Consider the following 20,909-nt stretch of genomic DNA (forward strand, 5'->3'; position numbering starts at 1 on the left):
TGGCGGTTGCTTATAATAGAAGTGTTACGGTTGTTAACAATTTCCAAAAATCTCTCAGCTTGATGCAGTCTCAGCACGATCAACCCCAGCCCGCAGCCCGTTTCTCAAACGTCCTAAACATGAGGAGATGGCCTTCATCAGGGGGATGCAAATCGATTTGTAAAGTATTGATTCTAGGTTCAATTCTTGTGCACAAGGTTGTCAATACCGAGTTATTTAAGCGTGTTCCATGCCTGTGAAACAGACTGTATTTAAGCTGTATTGAAGATAATTTTCTGCGTCAACCTATCTGAGCACAATGTTATGGAAAGTGATAGTTATTTATCAGAGATTTTTAGCCTGTTGCGGCAGTTGTTACCTTTGCTGATTAGTCTTTTGGATGATGCCTTTGCCGTTGTCCTCACGCGCCTTGGTTGCCATCTTCCTTGGCTGGAGAAGATCATGCCTTTTGTCCTCAGTGGAGTGACGCTCTATGTGATTATTCATGGCGGTAAGGTGATCTACGGGTTTTGCCAGCAGAAATACGAATCACCCCAATCCCCAAATGTATCCCCGTTGCAATAGTGTTAGGAAATCCCCACAAATCCCACTGCATTTTGGTAGTCATTTTTACGATCGCGGGCGATCGCCGTTAAGATCAAGGTGAGGCCTATAACCGGTTAAATGTGGGTGTGGGAAGCGCACGGAAGCCTGTGTCGCCGTGAACAACGGTGAATTCGAGGCAACCTATGGAACTGCAACGTTCAGTCCCCCCAGCAATTGAGCAAGAATTTATTCGACGTCAGGTGGTGAGTCAACTCCTGCAAGCGCGTTTGCGGGCAACTTGTGGGCTGACGCAGACCTCGACACCCCTTCCCCTAGCGACACCAACGGGCGATCGCCCGCCCCTATGGCCATTGCAGGAGCCAAGGAAGACCAGTGTGATCGAGGCTAGCCAACCCTAGAGTCGGCCACGGGCTTTCAGCAGCAAATAGCGATCCACCAGTTGCTCACTCATTTGATCCGCAGGCGCGTCGAGGACAAGAACCCCCTGTTGCTCCAAGTGGGCAAAGGCACGTTGTCGCTGATGCAGCAGATCGAGAGCCACGGCCTGTTCATAGAGGCTGGCAACTTGATCCACGGCAGGCAAGGGCTGTGGCATCAACGGGCGGTGGGCAAGGGTTTCAATGTGGCGATCGCGCAAAGCGACACAGAAGGGTAGAAAACGCGGCGTAAGGCGAGCCATGGCGGCGAGGAGTTCTTGGGAAGCCACTTCATCAATGACTTCTGTGAGAACCACCACAAGGGCACGGCGGGTGTAGTGTCCCAAAATCGCGCTGACGGTGCCTACATAGTCGGATTCTTCGAGAATGGGTTCACAGCGATACACCTGACTCAGAATCTGCCCCAGATGGGAATCCCCACTTTGAGGCGCAATCCATGTGTGCAGTTGCTGATCAAAAATCCCCAAGCCCACCTTATCTCCCCGTCGCAAGCCCGTCAGCGCCAGTGCCAATGCCGCGTTTAAGCCCCAGTCAAAGCGTTTCAAACCGGCCACAGTCGCGGTCATCAAGCGGCCTCGATCCAGCAGAATGATCAGGGGTTGATCCCGTTCTGGCTCCATGGCGCGCACAAGCGGCCGTCCGCGGCGGGCACTCGCTTTCCAGTCCATGAGGCGCAGATCATCCCCCAGATGGTACTCCCGCAATTCGGCAAACTCGGTGCCCCCCAAGGCATAGCGTCGCCGCCGCAAGCTGCCACTGGATTCTAAACTGAGGCGAATCGAGAGCGATCGCAACCCCATCAAATCGGGATAGACTTCCACTTCAGTCCCAACGGGTGCAAACCAGCGTCGCCACGCCAAGCCCCAAGAACTGCGCAGCCGCACATCACAGCCCGACCATTGAAAGGCACCCCGTCGCGGTGGAAACACATGGTAGAGCAATTCCAACGTACTCTGGGCTGAGGCCGTAAAGGTAAAGTAGGGGGTTTCACCCGTAAACTCAGCAGGCACATAGTCGTAGAGTTCAACCCAAATCTGCTCAGTTAAGGAAACCTCACCACGGGTGTGGAGCCTGAGGCGAATTGGATTTTGCCGACCAATGGAGAGCCGTGATTCACAGGCGCGATCAAGGGTCAGTTGCCAGCGACCAAGGCGGATATAGTCCCACAGGGACAGGCCGAAAATCACCAGATCGTACAGCCCCATCAGGAGCAATCCCAGCCCCAGAGGCCAGTGGTGCAACCATTCCCGTAGCTTCCCTTGGGGAACCGCCTCGGCGATCGGCCATAGCGCTGCTGGCAGAAAGCTGCTCAGCACTGGAAAGAGAATCCCCAGCAGCAAGAGGCCATAGAAGCGAACCGTGGGCACCCAGCGGGGGCGATGGCGACCAAACTGATAACTGGCAGGGGCTTTCATCGAGGGACAGCAACTTTCGCGAGAATACCTTGGATCACTTGCGGCAGCGTAGTGCCGTCTAACTGGGCTTCGGGCTTGAGGATCAAACGGTGTTGCAGTAGCGGAGTGGCGATCGCCTTCACATCTTCAGGGGTGACATAGGCACGATCCTCTAACCACGCCTGTGCTTGGGTGGCGCGTAACCAGCCCACCGCCGCTCGTGGGGAAGCCCCCAACAACAGTTCAGGATGTTGACGACTGGCCTGCACCAACGCCAAAAGATAATCCAGCACCGCAGGCTCCACATGGACTTGCCGCACTTGCTGCCGTGCTGCCAAGACTTGCTCAACGGTAATCAATGGCTCCAAATTGAGTTGATCCAGATCCCGTGCCTCAAAGCCCCCAAGGGCATTCTCAAGCATTTGCCGTTCTGAGGTTGGCTCTGGGTAAGGCACGATCAGCTTAAATAGAAAGCGATCCAGTTGGGCTTCTGGCAGCGGATACGTCCCTTCAAATTCCAAGGGGTTTTGGGTGGCCACTGTCCAAAATAAACCGGAGAGGGGGAGGGTAGTGCCGTCGAGGGTTACCTGACGTTCTTCCATGGCTTCGAGGAGAGCCGCTTGGGTCTTAGGTGGTGTGCGGTTAATCTCATCCGCTAGCAGCACTTGGGTAAAAATCGGCCCTTTGCGCAGGCGAAATGTGCGACTGTTGAAGTCAAAGATACTCGTACCGAGAATATCGGCGGGGAGGACATCGGGAGTGAGTTGGATACGGCGAAATTCCGCTGCAATCAGGCGAGCGAGGAGCTTTACAAGGAGGGTTTTGGCAGTTCCCGGCACCCCCTCAAGGATGACATGGCCTTCGGCGAGGAGCGCCACAATTAACCCTTGGGCGATCGCCCCTTGACCGACAACAATCTCATTGAGACGCTGCTGAAGGCGATGAAAAAGCTCTTTCACACCCGTTCTATCACTGCTAAACTCTCCCAATGCTAGCAGAGGCGTTCACAGTCTCCCCTTCATTAACGATCAGTAAATTATCAATAAATTATCGTCTAGGAAAATTGGCTAGAATACAGATTGAGGGACTTTTGGCAAACCTGTGACGACAACGACTTCTCCAATTGCCACCGCTGCCCAACAAATCGTCCAACACCCGCAGCACAGCCGTCTTTTTAAGCTACTGTATGCCCTGCAGCAGAATCAGTGGCCGACCCAAGCACCGCCGTGGACCGTGAATGAGGTGCAACAGGCCGTGATCCAAATTCTTGAGCGGCTGAAAACCCCCACCCTCTTGGGACAACGCCTAACGGCCATTGTCAATAGTCTCAACAAAGCACAGGCCTATCAGGTTCTCTCAGCGGCACTGCTGCAAATTTTGGTGCCCCTCTACACCCAATCCCCGACGGCCACACTAACCATCGAGGCGCCAACCCTCAGCACCGCCGATCTCTACGATTTGCGCTTGGAAGTTACCCGCTACTGTACGCCCCTGCATATGAAGCTTCTTGTGGCCGCCCTGTTGACCTCTAAACCGGTGCATGCCCAAGGCCTAGAGCGGTTTACCCTTATTGATTTACTGCAACGGCTGACCCGCCGCTATGGGGATTTAGAAATCTTGCAGACGCAGATGGCCGCTGCTTTGGCACGCTTGCCCGATGACCCCCTCTATGCCAGTGGCGGCGATCGCCTGATCAAACTTCTGAGTACGCTCTATCAACGCTATCAACAAAGCCCAGCCCCAGACCTGACCCTTGGCACCACCCCACCCACCGTTGCCCCACCAGAGCCTTCAGAGGCCGAGGAAGAACTCACCTGCCAACTGTTTCCCCACAATCAATGAATGATCGGGAAAGGCTGGCTTGCTAGTAAAGAGATTCTGTACTTAGCGGGGAATCCTTGGCGATCGCGGTAGAAAAGAAGGTGAAGGGCTGACTACTAATCGCGTTAATTCTTTGCGAGGATTCCCACAATGACCAGTCTCATTCCGCCCGGTTGTCCCACGGTGTTGACGGAAGACGATCGCACCGGTACGAGTGTTGAAACCCTGCGCCGCGCCTTTATGGATAATCTCTTCTTTATCCAAGGCCGGTTCCCCGAAGTGGCGACGAAAAATGATTACTACTTGGCCTTGGCCTACACTGTGCGCGATCGCCTGCTGTTGCGCTGGTTGAATTCTGCCAAAACCTATCGAGATCAAGAAAGCCGCACTGTTTGCTATCTCTCCGCCGAATTTTTGCTGGGGCCGCACCTTGGCAATAACCTGATTAACCTCGGACTCTATGAGGCCGTTGAAGAAGCCATGCGGCAAACCGGTTTGAACCTCAAGGAACTGCTGGATCAGGAAGAAGAGCCGGGCTTGGGCAATGGTGGCTTGGGTCGCTTGGCCGCCTGCTACATGGATTCCCTCGCCACATTGGAAATCCCCGCCATTGGCTATGGCATTCGCTATGAGTACGGCATCTTTGACCAAGAGATTCGCGATGGCTGGCAAGTTGAGATTACGGATAAGTGGTTACGCTACGGCAACCCTTGGGAAATTCCGCGGCCAGAGTTGATTTTGCAGGTAAAGTTTGGCGGCTATACCTATAGCTACACCGATGATCAAGGCCGCTATCGGGTCGTTTGGGAACCCCACCAAGTGATTCAGGGGGTAGCCTATGACACCCCAATCTTGGGCTACAAGGTGAATACCGCCAATCTTTTGCGTCTGTGGCGGGCAGAGGCAGTGGAGTCCTTTGACTTTCAAGCCTTTAACACGGGCGATTACTATGGTGCTGTCAACCAAAAAATTGCCTCAGAAAACATCACCAAAGTCCTCTATCCCAATGATGAGCAATTGCAGGGCAAAGAACTGCGGCTGATGCAGCAATATTTCTTCTGCTCCTGTGCCCTTCAGGACATGATCCGCCTCTACAAGCAATCGGGGAATAACGATCTCAGTCGCTTCCACGAGAAGTTCACGGTGCAGTTGAATGATACCCACCCGGCAATCTCGGTGGCAGAACTGATGCGCCTGTTGGTGGATGAGCATCTCATGCCTTGGGATCAGGCGTGGGACATTACGCGCCAAACCTTTGCCTACACCAACCACACCCTTTTGCCCGAGGCACTGGAAAAATGGCCGCTGGATCTCTTTGGCTCACTCTTGCCCCGCCACTTGCAAATCATCTACGAAATTAACCAACGCTTCCTCGATCAGGTGCGCCTGCAATATCCGGGCGATAACGATCGCCTGCGGCGGCTGTCAATCATTGATGAAAGTGGCTGTCGTTATGTGCGCATGGCACACTTGGCAGCGGTGGGGAGTCATGCCATCAACGGGGTGGCAGCGTTGCACTCAGAACTCTTGAAACAAACGGTGCTCAAGGATTTCTACGAACTGACGCCGGAGAAATTTTCCAATAAAACCAATGGCGTCACCCCTCGGCGCTGGATGGTGCTCAGCAATCCCGGATTAACCCGCCTGATCACTGAACGCATTGGCGAAGATTGGGTGAAGCACTTGGATCAACTGCGGCGATTGGAACCCTTGGCAGAGGATCGCGACTTTGCGACTCAGTGGCGATCGGTGAAGCATGGCAATAAGGAACGCCTCGCGCAATACATTAGCGATCGCGTGGGTGTAACGGTGGATCCCCATTCCCTCTTCTCCATTTTGGTGAAGCGCATCCACGAATATAAGCGGCAGCACCTGTGTGTCCTCAATATCATCACCCTCTATCAGATGTTGAAGGACAATCCGCAACTGGAGATGGTGCCCCAAACGTTTATTTTTGGTGGTAAGGCGGCGCCGGGCTACTACATGGCCAAGCTAATCATCAAGCTCATTAACTCGGTAGCCGACGTAATTAACCGTGATCCAGCGGTACGCGATCGCCTGAAGGTGGTCTTTTTGCCCGACTACAACGTGACTCTGGGGCAGCGCGTCTATCCCGCAGCGGATCTCTCCCAGCAAATTTCAACGGCGGGCTACGAGGCCTCAGGCACAGGGAATATGAAATTTGCCCTCAATGGGGCGCTGACGATTGGAACCCTCGATGGTGCCAACGTGGAGATTCGCGAAGAGGTGGGGGCAGAAAACTTCTTCCTCTTTGGCAATACGGTGGAGCAATTGCAGGAATTGTGGCGCAACGGCTACCGTCCGTGGGAGTTTGCCAATAATAACCCAATGCTGAAGCGAGTCCTTGACCTCATCGGCTCTGGTTACTTTTCCCATGGGGATACGGAACTCTTTCGCCCCATTGTGGAACACCTCTGGCAAAACGATCGCTATTGCCTCTTGGCAGACTACCAAAGCTACGTGGACTGCCATCAACAGGTACTTCAGGTGTATCAAGATCAAGCCCAATGGGCAAAAATGTCGATTCTGAATGTGGCACGGATGGGCAAATTTTCTAGCGATCGCGCCATTCGCGAGTACTGCCAAGACATCTGGCACGTTGAACCAGTGAAAATTGTTCTACCGGAAACGTCCTATATGACGCCCGCTGTGCAGTAGGCTGGTCGTCTGCGGCTCAATCTCAAATCACCCCGATGCTCCCCCTTCGCGCGAGGGGGTTTTTCGCAGCAAAACGTTAAGGTTCTCGAGGCTGGTAATCTCGACAGTCTTGGCAGGAGCCTTGAGGGTTCACAGCACAGCGTAACAAGGGTGAAAGCGCATTCCAGCGGCAGGTGGCATCTCCAATCACCCACTGTCCATTGACGAGATGGCGATCGCTCGTGGTGTCACTATGCTGCACATAGAGGGCAATTTTTTCCAGTTGATAGCGTCCGCCACGAAACTGGTAGCGATGACGGCGTTCTAACACGGTATAGGTTTCCCCTTCATGATCCACATGGCAACCGGGTTGGGGTGTCCAGTCGAGATAAACATGCCCCAGCGATCGCCGGGGGTTGATCAGGTGTAACTCTGTCGGTAAGTCAGATGGGGTTGCCATGGCTTCAGGTTGATCGCAGCCTTGGGATCGCCTGTCAACTGTGTTGGGCATAACTAACGATCAATCTATCGTATCCTAGCAGTGGCAACATTTCCACCTCCCGTAATTTTTTATGGCAAAACTGTCCACTGACCTCGAACGTGCCTTTTTGAGTCCTGTGCCCACCCCCAGCGATGCCGAGGTGTTAACGCAGCAACTGGTGTCCTTGGGGGATATTCTTCAATTGGCGGGAGAGCGAACCTTTGGCTTTTTGTTGGCTGTACTTTCATTGCCATCAGCGCTGCCCCTTCCAGCCCCCGGTTACTCCACCCCCTTTGGCATTGTGCTGTTACTGTTGGGCTCGCAATTGTTGGTGGGTGCCTCAACCCCTTGGTTGCCGCCGCGGCTGCTCAAGCGCACGATGCCGCGATCCCAGATTCAAAAGATTGTGCGCACAGCTTTGCCTTGGTTGCAGCGGATTGAATTTATCTCCCGTCCCCGCTTGCGCCCCATTTGCACTACCCGAGGCGGACGTTTGGGCTTGGGAGTTGCTGTGTCGCTGATGGCCATCTCGATGATTTTGCCAATTCCCGGCACCAACACCATTCCAGCGATGGGCATTTTTACGATTGGCTTTGGTCTTTTGGATGATGATGGTTTAATTAGTCTGGCGGGGGTCGTCATTTCTCTGATTGGCTTAGCGGTGACCACCTCCATTCTGGTTGCCCTTGCGTGGGGGGGGAATAGTCTCCTCGATGTATTGAAGGCTTGGCTGCATCCGTAACATAGGGAGTAATCTCGTTCACGACTCAAAGCAAATGAAAGCCTTATCCCCTCTCAAGTCCTCTGGCCGATGGTTGAGTGCCGTGGGGGCGATCGCTCTATTAGGATTGCATCCCCTCAGAACGGCTGCTAATATCTCGACAGAAGACTTACCGCCAGCAGTTGCGGAGGCGATCGCGCTGCCCGTCAATGAAAAGCAAGTTGTGGTTAGCGAGCAACCCTCAGCAGTGGGCTTAACGGTACCCAGCCTATGGTGGGCTGTGCAGCAGTTTGGTAACGAGGTGATTCAACGCTGGCAAGCTTTTCCAGCCATCACAGCACCGGGGGGCAGAATTGAAGCCTTTGTCTCCCCCTCCGCTTGGGGACGCTTGCCCTATTTACGGCGTTTTGCCCTGATCAATCAGTTGGGCAATGCCAGTCGCAGCTTTGGCTATCAGTTGATTCTGCGCGATCGCCGCCCTTCGGGCGATCGCCGGCAGGTCATTTATGGTGCCTACACCTGTCAATTTGATGCCCTACCCCTTGAATACCTGCCAGAAGTCACCGATGCAGCAGGCAACCCGATTCCTTTTTTCCCACCCAGTACCGAACTCGACTGTCAAGTATGGGTCAATCCCAATATTCCTGTTATGTTTCCAACTCAAGGGCTTCGCTAAAATCAAAGTGAAGATAGCTTGTCATCCCGCCACAATGTTGCGCAGTATTGTCACCGACACTGGGTAAGTTACTCTCCCAGAGGAAATTCGGCAATACCTTAAGCTTGTCAGCGGCAGTCGCATTGAATTCATTATTGAGGAAGAAGGTCAGGTCAAAATTCTTCCCCTCAATGTCAATATGAAGTATATAAGCTGAGAAAGAATTATGTGAAATTATGTCAAATTACTATGCTCATACCCCAAACCAAGATGGTCAATGGCATTCCCTGTCGGCTCATCTTTCTAAGGTGGCTGGTAGAGCATCGAAGCTAGCTGGAAAGTTAGGCACACCTCAACTGGGCAACTATGGTGGCCTTTGGCACGACTTAGGCAAATACAACCCTGACTTTCAGGCTTATCTCCAAGCCTGTGCCCAAAATCAAGCTGTTAAAGAGAAAGTCCCTCACGCTAAGTATGGTGCGCTCCTCGCTTTTCAGAAGTGTCAGCCTCTTGCACCAATGATCTATGGCCACCACAGCGGCCTTCCTAATATGGCAGATTTGCAGAATCGGTTGGCGGAGGTTGATCGGGTAACCTACGAGCATATTAAAGGCCTAGCCAAGGCGGATGGGATTGATTTAGAGCCGTCAGCAGACTTTCAAAAAGAGTTAACTTCCATTGCTAGCCCTGAACTAGACATTGCAACTCGTAAATTAAATACTGAACTGTTCCTGCGCTTGCTATTTTCCTGCTTAGTGGATGCGGACTACCTTGATACGGAATCCCATTTTGATCCAACCGCCGCAGCCCAACGGGGACAGTACCCCTGCCTACAACAGCTATGGTCGGCGTTTGCAGCGAATCAGACTCAATTGATGGCTCATAGCCTAAACACGCCTGTTAATACTGTTCGTAAGGATGTTTATCACCATTGCTTGACCGCAGCCAAGGAGCCGCAGGGAGTCTTTCGCTTGGCGGTACCTACTGGGGGTGGTAAAACCCGCAGCAGTTTAGCTTTTGCCCTTCAGCATACTTTAACACATGGGTTAGATCGCGTCATTGTTGCGGTGCCCTACACCAGCATTATTGAGCAAACAGTCGCCGTCTATCGGCAGATTCTGGGTGAAGACACTGTTCTGGAGCACCACAGCGCCGTGCAAACAGATTTCCAGAATGAAGATGATGCGCGATCGCCCCAAGCCTGTGCCCGCCTAGCGGCTCAAAACTGGGATGCACCATTGATTGTCACCACGACAGTGCAACTATTTGAAAGCCTATTTGCCAATCGCCCCAGCCGTTGCCGCAAACTTCACAATCTCGTTAACAGTGTGATTATTTTAGATGAGGTGCAGACCTTACCGCTGAAACTGTTAGTTCCTATTCTGAGTGTTCTGAAGACGCTAGTAGCGCGGTATCGAGTCACGGTTGTGCTCTGTACGGCAACGCAGCCCGCCTTAGCTGGAACAACGCCCTACCTAAAAGGATTTGACAATGTCAGGGATATTATTCCGCCTGAAGAAGCTCAACAACAATTCTGCACCCTGAAGCGGGTCAATTATGAGCAGCCGCCAACCCCGTGGTCATGGCAAGACCTTGTGGCGGATTTGAAGCAGCAACATCAAGCCCTCGTAGTGGTGAATACCCGCCAAGATGCGCTTGATATTCTGGATGCCTTGGGTGAGGAGGAGCGCGATCGCCAGTTTCATCTTTCAACATTGCTCTACGGTGCCCATCGACAAGCCGTCCTACAGGAGGTGCGCGATCGTCTGCAAAAGAACCAACCCTGCTGGCTTATTTCTACTCAAGTGGTCGAAGCCGGTGTAGATTTAGATTTTCCAGTCGTTTACCGCGCCATGGGGCCACTAGATCGCATTGTGCAGGCGGCAGGTCGCTGTAACCGTGAAGGACAACGTTCATCCTTGGGACGGGTCGTGATTTTTGACCCCCAAGAGGGGAGCACCCCCCAAGGGGAGTATCGCACCGCTGTTGAAACTACTCGGACTTTACTCCGGCAAGCCACGGTTGACCTGAATGACCCTACAGTTTTTCAAAAGTATTTCCAGCAGCTTTACCAAGTTCGTGATCTTGATACCGAAAAAATTCAGCAGTATCGTCAGTCATTCAACTTTCCCGAAGTTGCACAACGCTTTCGTCTCATCGAGGATCACACGTATCCAGTTGTTATTGTGCCCGATCGAGCCAAGAATGAAGATGAACACAATCAAGTAAAACAGTTAATTCGCCGCATTCAACAGTGCGGTCTAAGGGCAAAAGATGTCCGAGCATTGCAGCCTTACCTTGTCAACCTACGCACCTATGAATTTCATACCACTGAGCACCTGCGGGAACTGATTGCTGCCGGCCTCTGGGCTTGGCAGGGTGACTATGACCCTCTCAAAGGGATTGCGATCCAAGGAACCCCCATTGCCGCAGATCCCAGCGATCTTATTTTTTAGGTTGACCAGAGTTAAACTACAGGAATGGCATTATCGGTTTTCCTGAGCCAATCAAGAGCAAGTTGGCGATGAAGATTAAAATCAAGTCAATGCTGAGTGTTAAAGTTTGGGCGGATTATGCCTGCTTCACCAATCCTGCCTTTAAGGTGGAGCGGGTGAGCTATCCAGTGATGACACCGAGTGCCGCGCGGGGGGTGTTGGAGGCGATTTTTTGGAAACCTGAGTTTATTTGGCAAGTGGAAGAAATCCACGTCCTGAAGCCGATTCGTCATTTTTCGATTACTCGCAATGAGGTCAACTCCTTGCAAAGCGATCGCGCTGCCCGTCAAGAGAGCTACCGCTATTTTGCCGATGACGATCGTGCCCAGCGTCATACCCTAGCACTGCGGGATGTGGCCTATGTGATCAAGGCTCAGATCGTTTTACGTCCCCATGCCAATGCTGACATTGCCAAGTACTGTGATCAATTTCGCCGTCGGGTGAGAAAAGGACAGTGCCACCACCAGCCTTACCTAGGTACTCGTGAATTTAGTGCCTTCTTTGAGGAACCTACACCAGCAGATCAACCGATTGCCCACAGCGATGATTTGGGGTGGATGTTGCTGGATGTGGTCTATGAGCAGGATACCAAGGTAAAGCCCCTCAGCTACTGGAGCCATGATGGCAATGGCGCCCATTTAACTGCGGGGAGAGCGGAGCCAAAGTTTTTCCATGCCCGATTGATTAACGGTGTTTTGAAGGTGCCTCAATGACAATTCTCACGGTATTGAAAACCTATGCTGAGGAGCGGCTTGAATTGCCCCCCTCGATGTACGGCGAAAATACAATTGCTTGGCTCATTGAGCTAGATGTTGCGGGCAACTTTCAGGGAATTACTCCCCTCAAAACCAAGGAGGCAAAGCGGGGACAACGTCTTGTCACCCCCCATGTCGGACGAACCCTTGCCGTCAAGCCCAAGCTCTTAGCGGATACGGCGGAATATGTGTTGGGGATTCCTCGGCCAGCCTCTAAGCCTGAACGAGTTGCAGACTGCCATCGTCAATTTGTGGCCTTAGTCAATGCCTGTGCAGAGGCAACTCAGGAACCCAGTGTCCAAGCCATTTCAAAATTCTATGAATCAGCAGCCGAGGTCAACCAAGCCAAGCAAGCCCTCCAAGCCTACAAGGATTTCGATGCAGGGGATGGTGTGACTTTTCGGATAGGAGGGCAGCTTATACCCGCTGATGCGAGAGCCAGCCTCCACTCTATTGAGCAGTTTTGGCAGCAGTATACAGGGGGACAGTCAGACTCTGAAAAGGATGACGATAACCCCACAATGACCTGCTTGGTGACTGGGAAAAAGACAGTAGTGGCCAAGCGAATGCCCTTTATGATTAAGGGTTTGCTCGGGGGGCAAACTTCAGGGGTAGCGATGGTTTCTGCGAATGCAAAAGCCTTTACGTCTTATGGCTTGGAATACTCTCTAACGTCACCCATGTCTGCGGAGGCGGCGGAGAAGTTTACGAAGGCACTAAACTACTTGTTGCGGGATTCCCAGTCTCACCTGTCTGTGGCGGAGACGACTTACCTTTTTTGGACGCGGGAAAAAACGACATTCGATGTCATGATGTTTCTGACGCAGCCCCAAGCGGACGAGGTTGCCAGTCTGCTAAAGTCGGCTCAAACTGGGCACCAAGCCACTAGCTTTGATGCCGATCGCGCCAACTTGTTTTATGCTCTTGCCTTGCGTGCCAACAATAGCCGTGCAGTGGTCTGCGATTGGCTGGAAACAACGATTCCCAATGTACAGGCGCAGTTGAAGACGTGGTTTGAGGCACAGCGGTTGGTGTCGCCAATGGGTGGCGAGCCACGATTTTTCGGTCTTTATATTTTGGCTGAAAGCCTGTATCGCGATCGCGAGGCAGCGCGGCGGGAGATGCCGGCAAGGGTGGTAACAGCTTTGACCCGTTCTGCCCTCTATGGCGATCGCCTACCAGAGGATTTACTGGCTAAGCTGGTGCGCCGCAACTGTACGGAGCGCAATCTTACCTACCCTCGCGCCGTGCTCCTCAAGTTAATTTTTTGTCGTGACGAGCGGAGACAATCCCTAATGACAAATATGCACGCCTTGAATCCCAATCCGAGCCTTGAGGGAGCTGACTTGGCGGCCTATACCTGTGGTCGCTTGCTGGCTCTTTTAGAGGAAATTCAACGGACAGCCCTAGGCTCATTGAATGCCACATTGGTGGATCGCTACTATGGTGCTGCCTCAAATACACCTGCGGTGGCGTTTCCACCTCTATTGCGGGGGGCACGTGCTCACCTCTCAAAGCTACGGAAGGAGAAAGGAGGAGCGGCGAAACGCTTGGAAGAGACCCTAGAGGAGGTGATTGCTCAGTTACCGACGTTTCCGAAAACACTGAATCTACAACAGCAGGGCTTGTTTGGACTGGGCTACTACCACCAGCGGGCAGAACAGCGCCGTCAGGCACAGGCGGCAAAGCAATCATCCGTGGCGATGGTTGAGGGTTGAAGCAGCACGCAACTAAATATCAAGCAAATATTGACTTTGACTAAGGTAGGGAGAACTGACTCATGATACATACGACCCATAGTCTTGCCGTGTACTGTGATCCTCAGAAACGGCATGATTTTTTGCTACTCTTTGATGTCACTGATGGTAATCCTAATGGGGATCCCGATGGTGGCAATTTGCCGCGCACTGATGCAGAAACGGCTCAAGGGTTGGTGACTGATGTTGCCTTAAAGCGAAAAATCCGTAATTATGTTGCCACTTATGCGGAGTTTGAGGCGACCGAGGAAGAAGCAAAGCGCTTGAAAATTTTTGTGGAACATCGGGGGGTCTTGAACGAGCAAATCCGAAAAGCCTATGTGGCTGAAGGGATTCCTGTGGGTACCACTGTTAAGGAACCTGTGAAAGATGGCAAGGTTTTAGAGGGCTTGCGGCAACTTAAAGATGAGCTACCGGATGCGTTTACCTTTACCGACAGTGATGAGGAGTCGGATGAGGTCACTGCAACGCTAGCCTACAGCGGCGAACTGAGTGAGGATGAACTGAAGGAGTTTTATGGCAAAGATACCGTTGCAGAACTCCTCAAGCAAAATAAAGCCCTAGCTGCTTTTTTCAAGGAGGTGGTGAAAAAGGCGGGTAAGCCGGCTAAAGATCGCGATAATGCTGAGAAGGCACGGCGGTGGATGTGTGCGAATTTTTACGACGTGCGGATGTTTGGGGCAGTGATGTCCACGGGGCTGAATGCGGGTCAAGTGCGCGGTCCGATGCAACTGACCTTTGGGCGATCGCTAGATCCAATTTTGCCCACAGACCTTTCAATTACACGGGTAGCGGTTACAGATGTCAAGGATCGAGAGAAGCTGCAAACAATGGGTCGTAAGGCAATGATTCCCTATGGCCTCTACCGTAGTTATGGGTTCTTTTCCCCTTATTTAGCGGCACAAACGGGGGTATCGGCAGAAGACCTACAGCTTTTTTGGAATGCTCTTTTGGGGATGTGGGATCACGATCGCTCTGCTAGCCGAGGAATGATGGCGCTACGTGGGCTGTACATCTTTACCCATGACAACAAGTTGGGACGTGCCCCCGCCCACAAACTCTTTGAGCGTATTCATGTCGAGCTGAAAGACAAAGCCTTACCCCCGCGAAGGTTTGAGGACTATCGTGTAACGGTTGGTGAGGATTCTTTGCCTGAAGGAGTCACATTAACTCGTTTGGCCTAGTGTTGCGATCGCCCCAAGTTTTTAGCAGATTACGTTAACGGGGCGATCAATGATTGCCATACGAAAAAGTTTTGACCTAGCTGTGCATGATTGCCTTAACGGCCTTGGATAAATAGTTGAAGCGTTATCTCAGGGTCGTGAGTATGGACGATGATGACTATGTGCTGCTGAGCGCGCTCCAGCATTTTGCGTTTTGCCCGCGGCAGTGTGCCCTAATTTATACAGAGCAAGTGTGGGAAGAAAATATCTACACGCTGCGGGGGGCAAGGGTGCATGAAAAGGCGCATACACCAGGGGATGAATTCTTGGATGGGGAACTGCGGATTGAACGGTCGCTGCCACTATGCTCCCATCAGTTGCGGATTCGTGGTGTGGCAGATGTGATTGAGTTTTCGGATCGCGGTCTGCCCTATCCCATTGAGTACAAGGCAGGAACGACGAAATCCCGTTTGGCTGATGCAGTACAGTTGTGTGCCCAAGCCTTGTGCCTAGAAGAGATGCTTGGATGCGCTATTGCAGTAGGAGCCATTTTTTACTATGGGTCACGAAGACGACTAGAGGTGCACTTTGATGCTAGGTTGCGACAACACACGATCGAAGTGATTGAGGGAACTCGAACGTTGCTCGCTAGCCAAAAGTTGCCTGCCCCTGTTGCCGATAAACGGTGTCGGGACTGCTCGTTGATTGAAACTTGTATGCCTGATGCTGTGACTCATTTTGGCTCTAGAGCTTCAAGAAATGCCATTTTTGAGGTGTTGGGACAATGAAGCCAATCCTGAATACACTCTTTGTGCAGACCCAAGGCACTTATGTACGTCTTGAGCATGAAACATTGAAGTTGGAGGTGGAGAAGGAGGTTCAGTTTCAGATACCGTTACATCACCTCGGTAGCATCGTCCTATTTGGCAACGTGTTGATCAGTCCCTTTCTGATTCACCAATGCGCTGAGGATGGTCGCACTGTGGTGTGGCTCACAGAGCATGGCCGTTTTAAGGGGCGACTAACTAGCTCAACCACTGGCAATGTTTTGTTGCGCAAGGCATTACATGAGGCAGCAGTTTCTGTAGAGACATCCCTGACTATTGCTCGGACTGTGGTGGCAGCCAAGCTACAGAATGCCCGCAATGTGTTGTTACGAGCAGCTCGAGAAGCAGCGAACCCCACCGAGCGAGACGCTCTGCAAGCAGCGGCTAAGCACCATGCCGAAGGATTAAGTAAGGCATCCCATGCAGAGAGTATTGACTCATTGCGGGGAATTGAGGGGATGGCAGCCAAGACGTATTTCGGCGTTTTTGGTCTGATGGTGCGGCAACAGCGGAATGCTTTTCCGTTTGCTGGTCGCTCAAAGCAACCCCCTCGTGATCCCCTGAATGCTTTGCTATCACTAGCCTACACACTTTTGACAAATGACTATGTTGCTGCGTGTGAAAGTGTTGGCCTTGATCCTCAGGTGGGCTTTCTGCATTGCTTGCGTCCGGGTAAGCCCGCATTAGCATTGGACTTGATGGAGGAGCTACGAGCAATTTTTGCGGATCGCTTGGTATTGACGCTAATTAACCGTCAGCAACTCAAATCTGAGGATTTTATTGAGCGTCCAGGTGGAGCGATCTACTTAAATGATGAGGGACGCAAAACTTTTTTGACAGCGTACCAAAAACGCAAGCAAGAGGAAGTCATGCACCCCATTTTGGAGCAAAAAGTTCCATTTGGGCTGATTCCCCATGTCCAAGCACGATTACTCGCGCGATATTTACGGGGGGATGTTCCCCACTATCAGCCGTTTATTCTGCGAGGTTAACTATGGATATTTTGGTGTCTTATGATGTAAATACGGAAACAAAAGCAGGGCGAAAACGACTGCGCAGGGTGGCTACAATTTGCAAAAACTACGGCCAGCGCGTTCAGCTTTCAGTTTTCGAATGCCGTGTCAACGAGGCTCAGTACGAGACGTTGAGAGCGCAACTCCTGAAAGTCATTAGCAAGGAAACAGATAGTCTGCGATTTTATCGGCTGATGTCGCCTAGAGAGAAATATGTGGAGGCCTTTGGTTTAGATCACTATGTTGATTTTGATGAGCCGTTGATTCTTTGAGAGCGCGGATCTGGAGTGGGGTCTATTTTCCTAGGGGGTTCGCGGTGGTTGAATTTTCAGGCTTTGAGGGCAATCATGGGGTATTGGATCATATTTTCTCCTTTCGCAAAAAATATATTCGTGCTGAAAATGCTGGAAACGCCCTGCCTGACAGGGGTTATAATGGCCGCAGTTGCGATCGTCCTTCGGGGCGATCGAGGATTGAAACACTGACAGGGATGATTATGAGACACATCTATATCCGTTGCGATCGTCCTTCGGGGCGATCGAGGATTGAAACACCCAATCGATATCCAAGGCATTAGTTACTACCAGTTGCGATCGTCCTTCGGGGCGATCGAGGATTGAAACGCGCGGGGCTATTTGTTTTCTAGGGCATTCCTGCAGTTGCGATCGTCCTTCGGGGCGATCGAGGATTGAAACAGGCGAGTACTGAGGATGTAAAGGCGTCTAATAGAGTTGCGATCGTCCTTCGGGGCGATCGAGGATTGAAACAACTGCTAGAGAGTGGGTGGCTAGAGCGACGAGTTGCGATCGTCCTTCGGGGCGATCGAGGATTGAAACGCAGGTTGGGGCGATTGCAGATTGGGTCTGGCAAAGTTGCGATCGTCCTTCGGGGCGATCGAGGATTGAAACCTTAACTGAATCTAATCTGTAGTAGGTGTCCTTATTGTTGCGATCGTCCTTCGGGGCGATCGAGGATTGAAACCGCAAACCACCAAAGTGTTGCGGTCTATCCTTATAGTTGCGATCGTCCTTCGGGGCGATCGAGGATTGAAACGAACAGCAGGCCACTAACCCTGAACGGCTGATCATCGTTGCGATCGTCCTTCGGGGCGATCGAGGATTGAAACTGCCGCTGGAGTCTTCTACCATGCCAAAGCCTAAGTTGCGATCGTCCTTCGGGGCGATCGAGGATTGAAACATGAACTTGCGGATATTCTTGAGCTTACTGCCAGCGAGTTGCGATCGTCCTTCGGGGCGATCGAGGATTGAAACACGCCCTCTAACATCCCCAGCAACGTGAATACCCTTGAGGGTTGCGATCGTCCTTCGGGGCGATCGAGGATTGAAACAATTAAGGTTAAAGACGCTGACTCAAACAATAAGGGGTTGCGATCGTCCTTCGGGGCGATCGAGGATTGAAACTCACCCTCTCGCACTCGCTCCACTTCCACCAAAGTGTTGCGATCGTCCTTCGGGGCGATCGAGGATTGAAACCATGAATTGAAAAAGAGAAGCGTAAAGGTTAGGTTGCGATCGTCCTTCGGGGCGATCGAGGATTGAAACCTCGCTCCAACCGTCAAGGCGACCTGCAAGCAGGCGGTTGCGATCGTCCTTCGGGGCGATCGAGGATTGAAACCGTCGCGCCTTGGGATTGAAGGTATCTCGTCACGGTTGCGATCGTCCTTCGGGGCGATCGAGGATTGAAACTGGACACATACCCTCTCGCCCCAAGTATGGGTACGTTGCGATCGTCCTTCGGGGCGATCGAGGATTGAAACAACCTTAATTAACACTCGCTTACCATTTTGGCGAGTTGCGATCGTCCTTCGGGGCGATCGAGGATTGAAACCGACTAAAACGATGGAACCCAGTCAATTGTCCGAGTGTTGCGATCGTCCTTCGGGGCGATCGAGGATTGAAACCCCTAAATTGACCCATGACGCTAGCACTTCCCCCAGTTGCGATCGTCCTTCGGGGCGATCGAGGATTGAAACTCCCCAATCCTCTCTTATCCTATCCAGCAATCGTGGTTGCGATCGTCCTTCGGGGCGATCGAGGATTGAAACTCCCCAATCCTCTCTTATCCTATCCAGCAATCGTGGTTGCGATCGTCCTTCGGGGCGATCGAGGATTGAAACGCGTTAATAACGACACCTACTACAGGTTAGATGCAGTTGCGATCGTCCTTCGGGGCGATCGAGGATTGAAACCACTAGAAAATCTCATGGTGAGACTGCTAGAGGTTGCGATCGTCCTTCGGGGCGATCGAGGATTGAAACTCCGTTATTCTGATAGCTGCAACTATTGTCTTCTGTTGCGATCGTCCTTCGGGGCGATCGAGGATTGAAACTTATAGCCCCAATCCTGACTTAGCTGGCGGTGGCGGTTGCGATCGTCCTTCGGGGCGATCGAGGATTGAAACCTAGAGATTCTGAGATTAAGCGTTGAGTCTGGAAAAAGTTGCGATCGTCCTTCGGGGCGATCGAGGATTGAAACTCCGTTATTCTGATAGCTGCAACTATTGTCTTCTGTTGCGATCGTCCTTCGGGGCGATCGAGGATTGAAACTTATAGCCCCAATCCTGACTTAGCTGGCGGTGGCGGTTGCGATCGTCCTTCGGGGCGATCGAGGATTGAAACCTAGAGATTCTGAGATTAAGCGTTGAGTCTGGAAAAAGTTGCGATCGTCCTTCGGGGCGATCGAGGATTGAAACTCCGTTATTCTGATAGCTGCAACTATTGTCTTCTGTTGCGATCGTCCTTCGGGGCGATCGAGGATTGAAACTTATAGCCCCAATCCTGACTTAGCTGGCGGTGGCGGTTGCGATCGTCCTTCGGGGCGATCGAGGATTGAAACCTAGAGATTCTGAGATTAAGCGTTGAGTCTGGAAAAAGTTGCGATCGTCCTTCGGGGCGATCGAGGATTGAAACTGCCCATCTATTACCGAAGCAATGGTGGGGAGCTGCTAGGGAGTTGCGATCGTCCTTCGGGGCGATCGAGGATTGAAACGAAGGTTGTTGTGATTCTCCCTCGATATCGGTATTGTTGCGATCGTCCTTCGGGGCGATCGAGGATTGAAACCCCCCACCACGCCCTTACCTTTTGTGCCGCCGCAGGTTGCGATCGTCCTTCGGGGCGATCGAGGATTGAAACAAGTTAGGGCGATTGAATGGCACGATATTGTTTGCAGGTTGCGATCGTCCTTCGGGGCGATCGAGGATTGAAACGTAATCTTTGAGGATGGCAGTAAGGCAAAAATAAAAGTTGCGATCGTCCTTCGGGGCGATCGAGGATTGAAACAGCATTACTCCTTCTTGGTTCTGAATCCTGATGAGGTTGCGATCGTCCTTCGGGGCGATCGAGGATTGAAACCACACAACAGTCACAGGTTGGATCGCCGTCACCCTGTTGCGATCGTCCTTCGGGGCGATCGAGAATTGAAACGCCCACTCAGCGAGGTTGACCGCGTCGCCTAGCAGTTGCGATCGTCCTTCGGGGCGATCGAGGATTGAAACGCTAGAGTCTCTATATCCTTAGAGAACTGTTATGTTGCGATCGTCCTTCGGGGCGATCGAGGATTGAAACTGGATAGGCGCACAACCACTAGCGAATCTGATGTGTTGCGATCGTCCTTCGGGGCGATCGAGGATTGAAACCTCGCACCCTACCAGCGAGAACAAAGTGTAGGTGGGGGTTGCGATCGTCCTTCGGGGCGATCGAGGATTGAAACCCTCTATGACTGAGTAACTAGCAGGGTTACAGGCCTTTTCTAAAATTAGCGTACACAAGGAGGCTGTAATCCTCTGATACAGACGCTGTGACTTTTCCAAGCAGGTTCAATGCTCGTGAAAAGGGCTGTAGCTGGCTGGCTCCATCGAACTGACCCGTCCTATTTCAACACTGACAGCATCAAAGCGATCGTCCCCGGGACGATATGACAGGATTTCTAAACCAATTGGCTCCCCAGTCACCCCATCCTTGAACAAAATCACCCCATCTCCAAGTTCTGTCGCAACTTGGTTTCTTCGTGGAACTTGCCAGAATACACTTAACAGCTCTGTTTCTGGCTCATAAAATACTCTTATTTGAGCCACACTGTCTCCCCTTCTTTAATGGCGTCAGTTTGATAAGCAGTGATTAAATATAAATCCAAGCGGTGTAAGAATTTCAAATTTCATGAGACTACT

The 20,909-nt window shown here is 52.0% G+C and carries 17 protein-coding genes and 1 CRISPR repeat array; of the genes, 13 read left to right on the forward strand and 4 right to left on the reverse strand.

The features are described 5' to 3' along the window. The first annotated feature begins 303 nt into the window (after window positions 1–303). On the forward strand, window positions 304–564 hold the full coding sequence (locus KV190_RS12110) for a hypothetical protein (RefSeq protein ID WP_460193619.1): 261 nt from the start codon (window positions 304–306) through the stop codon (window positions 562–564). A 164-nt stretch (window positions 565–728) separates the two neighbouring features. Then, on the forward strand, window positions 729–944 hold the full coding sequence (locus KV190_RS12115) for a hypothetical protein (protein ID WP_460193620.1): 216 nt from the start codon (window positions 729–731) through the stop codon (window positions 942–944). Here the strand turns inward: KV190_RS12115 and KV190_RS12120 are convergent. Both KV190_RS12120 and KV190_RS12125 read right to left on the reverse strand, forming a co-directional pair. Continuing rightward, window positions 941–2,398 carry a DUF58 domain-containing protein gene (locus KV190_RS12120; protein WP_460193621.1) on the reverse strand — a complete coding sequence of 486 codons (1,458 nt, stop codon included), beginning with the start codon at window positions 2,396–2,398 and terminating at the stop codon, window positions 941–943. The genes KV190_RS12115 and KV190_RS12120 overlap by 4 nt on opposite strands. Beyond that, window positions 2,395–3,336 carry an AAA family ATPase gene (locus KV190_RS12125; RefSeq protein ID WP_460193622.1) on the reverse strand — a complete coding sequence of 314 codons (942 nt, stop codon included), beginning with the start codon at window positions 3,334–3,336 and terminating at the stop codon, window positions 2,395–2,397. Before KV190_RS12125 ends, KV190_RS12120 begins: the two co-directional genes overlap by 4 nt. Before the next feature lie 142 nt (window positions 3,337–3,478). Here KV190_RS12125 and KV190_RS12130 point away from each other — a divergent pair, with 142 nt between their 5' ends. Together KV190_RS12130 and KV190_RS12135 are read left to right on the forward strand one after the other, a co-directional pair. Then, window positions 3,479–4,219 carry a hypothetical protein gene (locus KV190_RS12130; RefSeq protein ID WP_460193624.1) on the forward strand — a complete coding sequence of 247 codons (741 nt, stop codon included), beginning with the start codon at window positions 3,479–3,481 and terminating at the stop codon, window positions 4,217–4,219. Window positions 4,220–4,348: 129 nt separating this feature from the next. Continuing rightward, complete coding sequence (locus tag KV190_RS12135; protein ID WP_460193625.1) at window positions 4,349–6,877, forward strand: glycogen/starch/alpha-glucan phosphorylase; 2,529 nt, start codon at window positions 4,349–4,351, stop codon at window positions 6,875–6,877. Window positions 6,878–6,953: 76 nt separating this feature from the next. Here the strand turns inward: KV190_RS12135 and KV190_RS12140 are convergent, their stop codons facing one another. Next, on the reverse strand, window positions 6,954–7,316 hold the full coding sequence (locus KV190_RS12140) for a DUF6464 family protein (protein WP_460193627.1): 363 nt from the start codon (window positions 7,314–7,316) through the stop codon (window positions 6,954–6,956). A 112-nt stretch (window positions 7,317–7,428) separates the two neighbouring features. Between KV190_RS12140 and KV190_RS12145 the strand changes: the two genes are divergently transcribed. The 9 genes from KV190_RS12145 (at window position 7,429) to cas2 (ending at window position 16,995) form a co-directional block, all read left to right on the forward strand. Further along, window positions 7,429–8,079 (forward strand): exopolysaccharide biosynthesis protein, encoded by a 651-nt coding sequence (locus tag KV190_RS12145; protein ID WP_460193628.1) that lies wholly within the window; start codon window positions 7,429–7,431, stop codon window positions 8,077–8,079. Window positions 8,080–8,113: 34 nt separating this feature from the next. After that, entirely contained in the window at window positions 8,114–8,734 is a 621-nt protein-coding gene (locus KV190_RS12150) for a hypothetical protein (protein ID WP_460193630.1), read from the forward strand. 215 nt (window positions 8,735–8,949) lie between these two features. Further along, window positions 8,950–11,169, forward strand: coding sequence for a CRISPR-associated helicase Cas3' (gene cas3, locus KV190_RS12155; protein ID WP_460193631.1), 2,220 nt, complete (start codon window positions 8,950–8,952; stop codon window positions 11,167–11,169). Between the two features lie 89 nt (window positions 11,170–11,258). Then, window positions 11,259–11,921 carry a type I-C CRISPR-associated protein Cas5c gene (gene cas5c, locus KV190_RS12160; protein ID WP_460193633.1) on the forward strand — a complete coding sequence of 221 codons (663 nt, stop codon included), beginning with the start codon at window positions 11,259–11,261 and terminating at the stop codon, window positions 11,919–11,921. After that, window positions 11,918–13,681 (forward strand): type I-C CRISPR-associated protein Cas8c/Csd1, encoded by a 1,764-nt coding sequence (gene cas8c / locus KV190_RS12165; protein WP_460193634.1) that lies wholly within the window; start codon window positions 11,918–11,920, stop codon window positions 13,679–13,681. Before cas5c ends, cas8c begins: the two co-directional genes overlap by 4 nt. Before the next feature lie 62 nt (window positions 13,682–13,743). Then, complete coding sequence (gene cas7c / locus KV190_RS12170; RefSeq protein WP_460193635.1) at window positions 13,744–14,904, forward strand: type I-C CRISPR-associated protein Cas7/Csd2; 1,161 nt, start codon at window positions 13,744–13,746, stop codon at window positions 14,902–14,904. A 116-nt stretch (window positions 14,905–15,020) separates the two neighbouring features. Beyond that, on the forward strand, window positions 15,021–15,671 hold the full coding sequence (gene cas4 / locus KV190_RS12175) for a CRISPR-associated protein Cas4 (protein WP_460193636.1): 651 nt from the start codon (window positions 15,021–15,023) through the stop codon (window positions 15,669–15,671). Beyond that, on the forward strand, window positions 15,668–16,702 hold the full coding sequence (gene cas1c / locus KV190_RS12180) for a type I-C CRISPR-associated endonuclease Cas1c (RefSeq protein WP_460193637.1): 1,035 nt from the start codon (window positions 15,668–15,670) through the stop codon (window positions 16,700–16,702). Before cas4 ends, cas1c begins: the two co-directional genes overlap by 4 nt. A gap of 2 nt (window positions 16,703–16,704) precedes the next feature. Further along, on the forward strand, window positions 16,705–16,995 hold the full coding sequence (gene cas2 / locus KV190_RS12185; RefSeq protein ID WP_460193638.1) for a CRISPR-associated endonuclease Cas2: 291 nt from the start codon (window positions 16,705–16,707) through the stop codon (window positions 16,993–16,995). 171 nt (window positions 16,996–17,166) lie between these two features. Beyond that, window positions 17,167–20,452: a CRISPR direct-repeat array (repeat unit 37 nt; unit sequence GTTGCGATCGTCCTTCGGGGCGATCGAGGATTGAAAC). Between the two features lie 106 nt (window positions 20,453–20,558). Here cas2 and KV190_RS12190 read toward each other — a convergent pair. Beyond that, window positions 20,559–20,816: a hypothetical protein gene (locus KV190_RS12190; RefSeq protein WP_460193639.1), complete on the reverse strand. Its 258-nt coding sequence runs from the start codon at window positions 20,814–20,816 to the stop codon at window positions 20,559–20,561. Between the last annotated feature and the right edge of the window lie 93 nt (window positions 20,817–20,909).

The sequence above is a fragment of the Thermosynechococcus sp. FA-CM-4201 genome, from assembly GCF_054689355.1.

What these genes read in the sequence shown, in the direction of transcription:
- KV190_RS12110 (WP_460193619.1), top strand. Translation starts at nt 304, where the DNA reads ATGGAAAGTGATAGTTATTTATCAGAGATTTTTAGCCTGTTGCGGCAG.
- KV190_RS12115 (WP_460193620.1), top strand. Translation starts at nt 729, where the DNA reads ATGGAACTGCAACGTTCAGTCCCCCCAGCAATTGAGCAAGAATTTATT.
- KV190_RS12120 (WP_460193621.1), bottom strand. Translation starts at nt 2,398, where the DNA reads ATGAAAGCCCCTGCCAGTTATCAGTTTGGTCGCCATCGCCCCCGCTGG.
- KV190_RS12135 (WP_460193625.1), top strand. Translation starts at nt 4,349, where the DNA reads ATGACCAGTCTCATTCCGCCCGGTTGTCCCACGGTGTTGACGGAAGAC.
- KV190_RS12140 (WP_460193627.1), bottom strand. Translation starts at nt 7,316, where the DNA reads ATGGCAACCCCATCTGACTTACCGACAGAGTTACACCTGATCAACCCC.
- KV190_RS12145 (WP_460193628.1), top strand. Translation starts at nt 7,429, where the DNA reads ATGGCAAAACTGTCCACTGACCTCGAACGTGCCTTTTTGAGTCCTGTG.
- KV190_RS12150 (WP_460193630.1), top strand. Translation starts at nt 8,114, where the DNA reads ATGAAAGCCTTATCCCCTCTCAAGTCCTCTGGCCGATGGTTGAGTGCC.
- cas3 (WP_460193631.1), top strand. Translation starts at nt 8,950, where the DNA reads ATGTCAAATTACTATGCTCATACCCCAAACCAAGATGGTCAATGGCAT.
- cas5c (WP_460193633.1), top strand. Translation starts at nt 11,259, where the DNA reads ATGCTGAGTGTTAAAGTTTGGGCGGATTATGCCTGCTTCACCAATCCT.
- cas8c (WP_460193634.1), top strand. Translation starts at nt 11,918, where the DNA reads ATGACAATTCTCACGGTATTGAAAACCTATGCTGAGGAGCGGCTTGAA.
- cas7c (WP_460193635.1), top strand. Translation starts at nt 13,744, where the DNA reads ATGATACATACGACCCATAGTCTTGCCGTGTACTGTGATCCTCAGAAA.
- cas1c (WP_460193637.1), top strand. Translation starts at nt 15,668, where the DNA reads ATGAAGCCAATCCTGAATACACTCTTTGTGCAGACCCAAGGCACTTAT.
- cas2 (WP_460193638.1), top strand. Translation starts at nt 16,705, where the DNA reads ATGGATATTTTGGTGTCTTATGATGTAAATACGGAAACAAAAGCAGGG.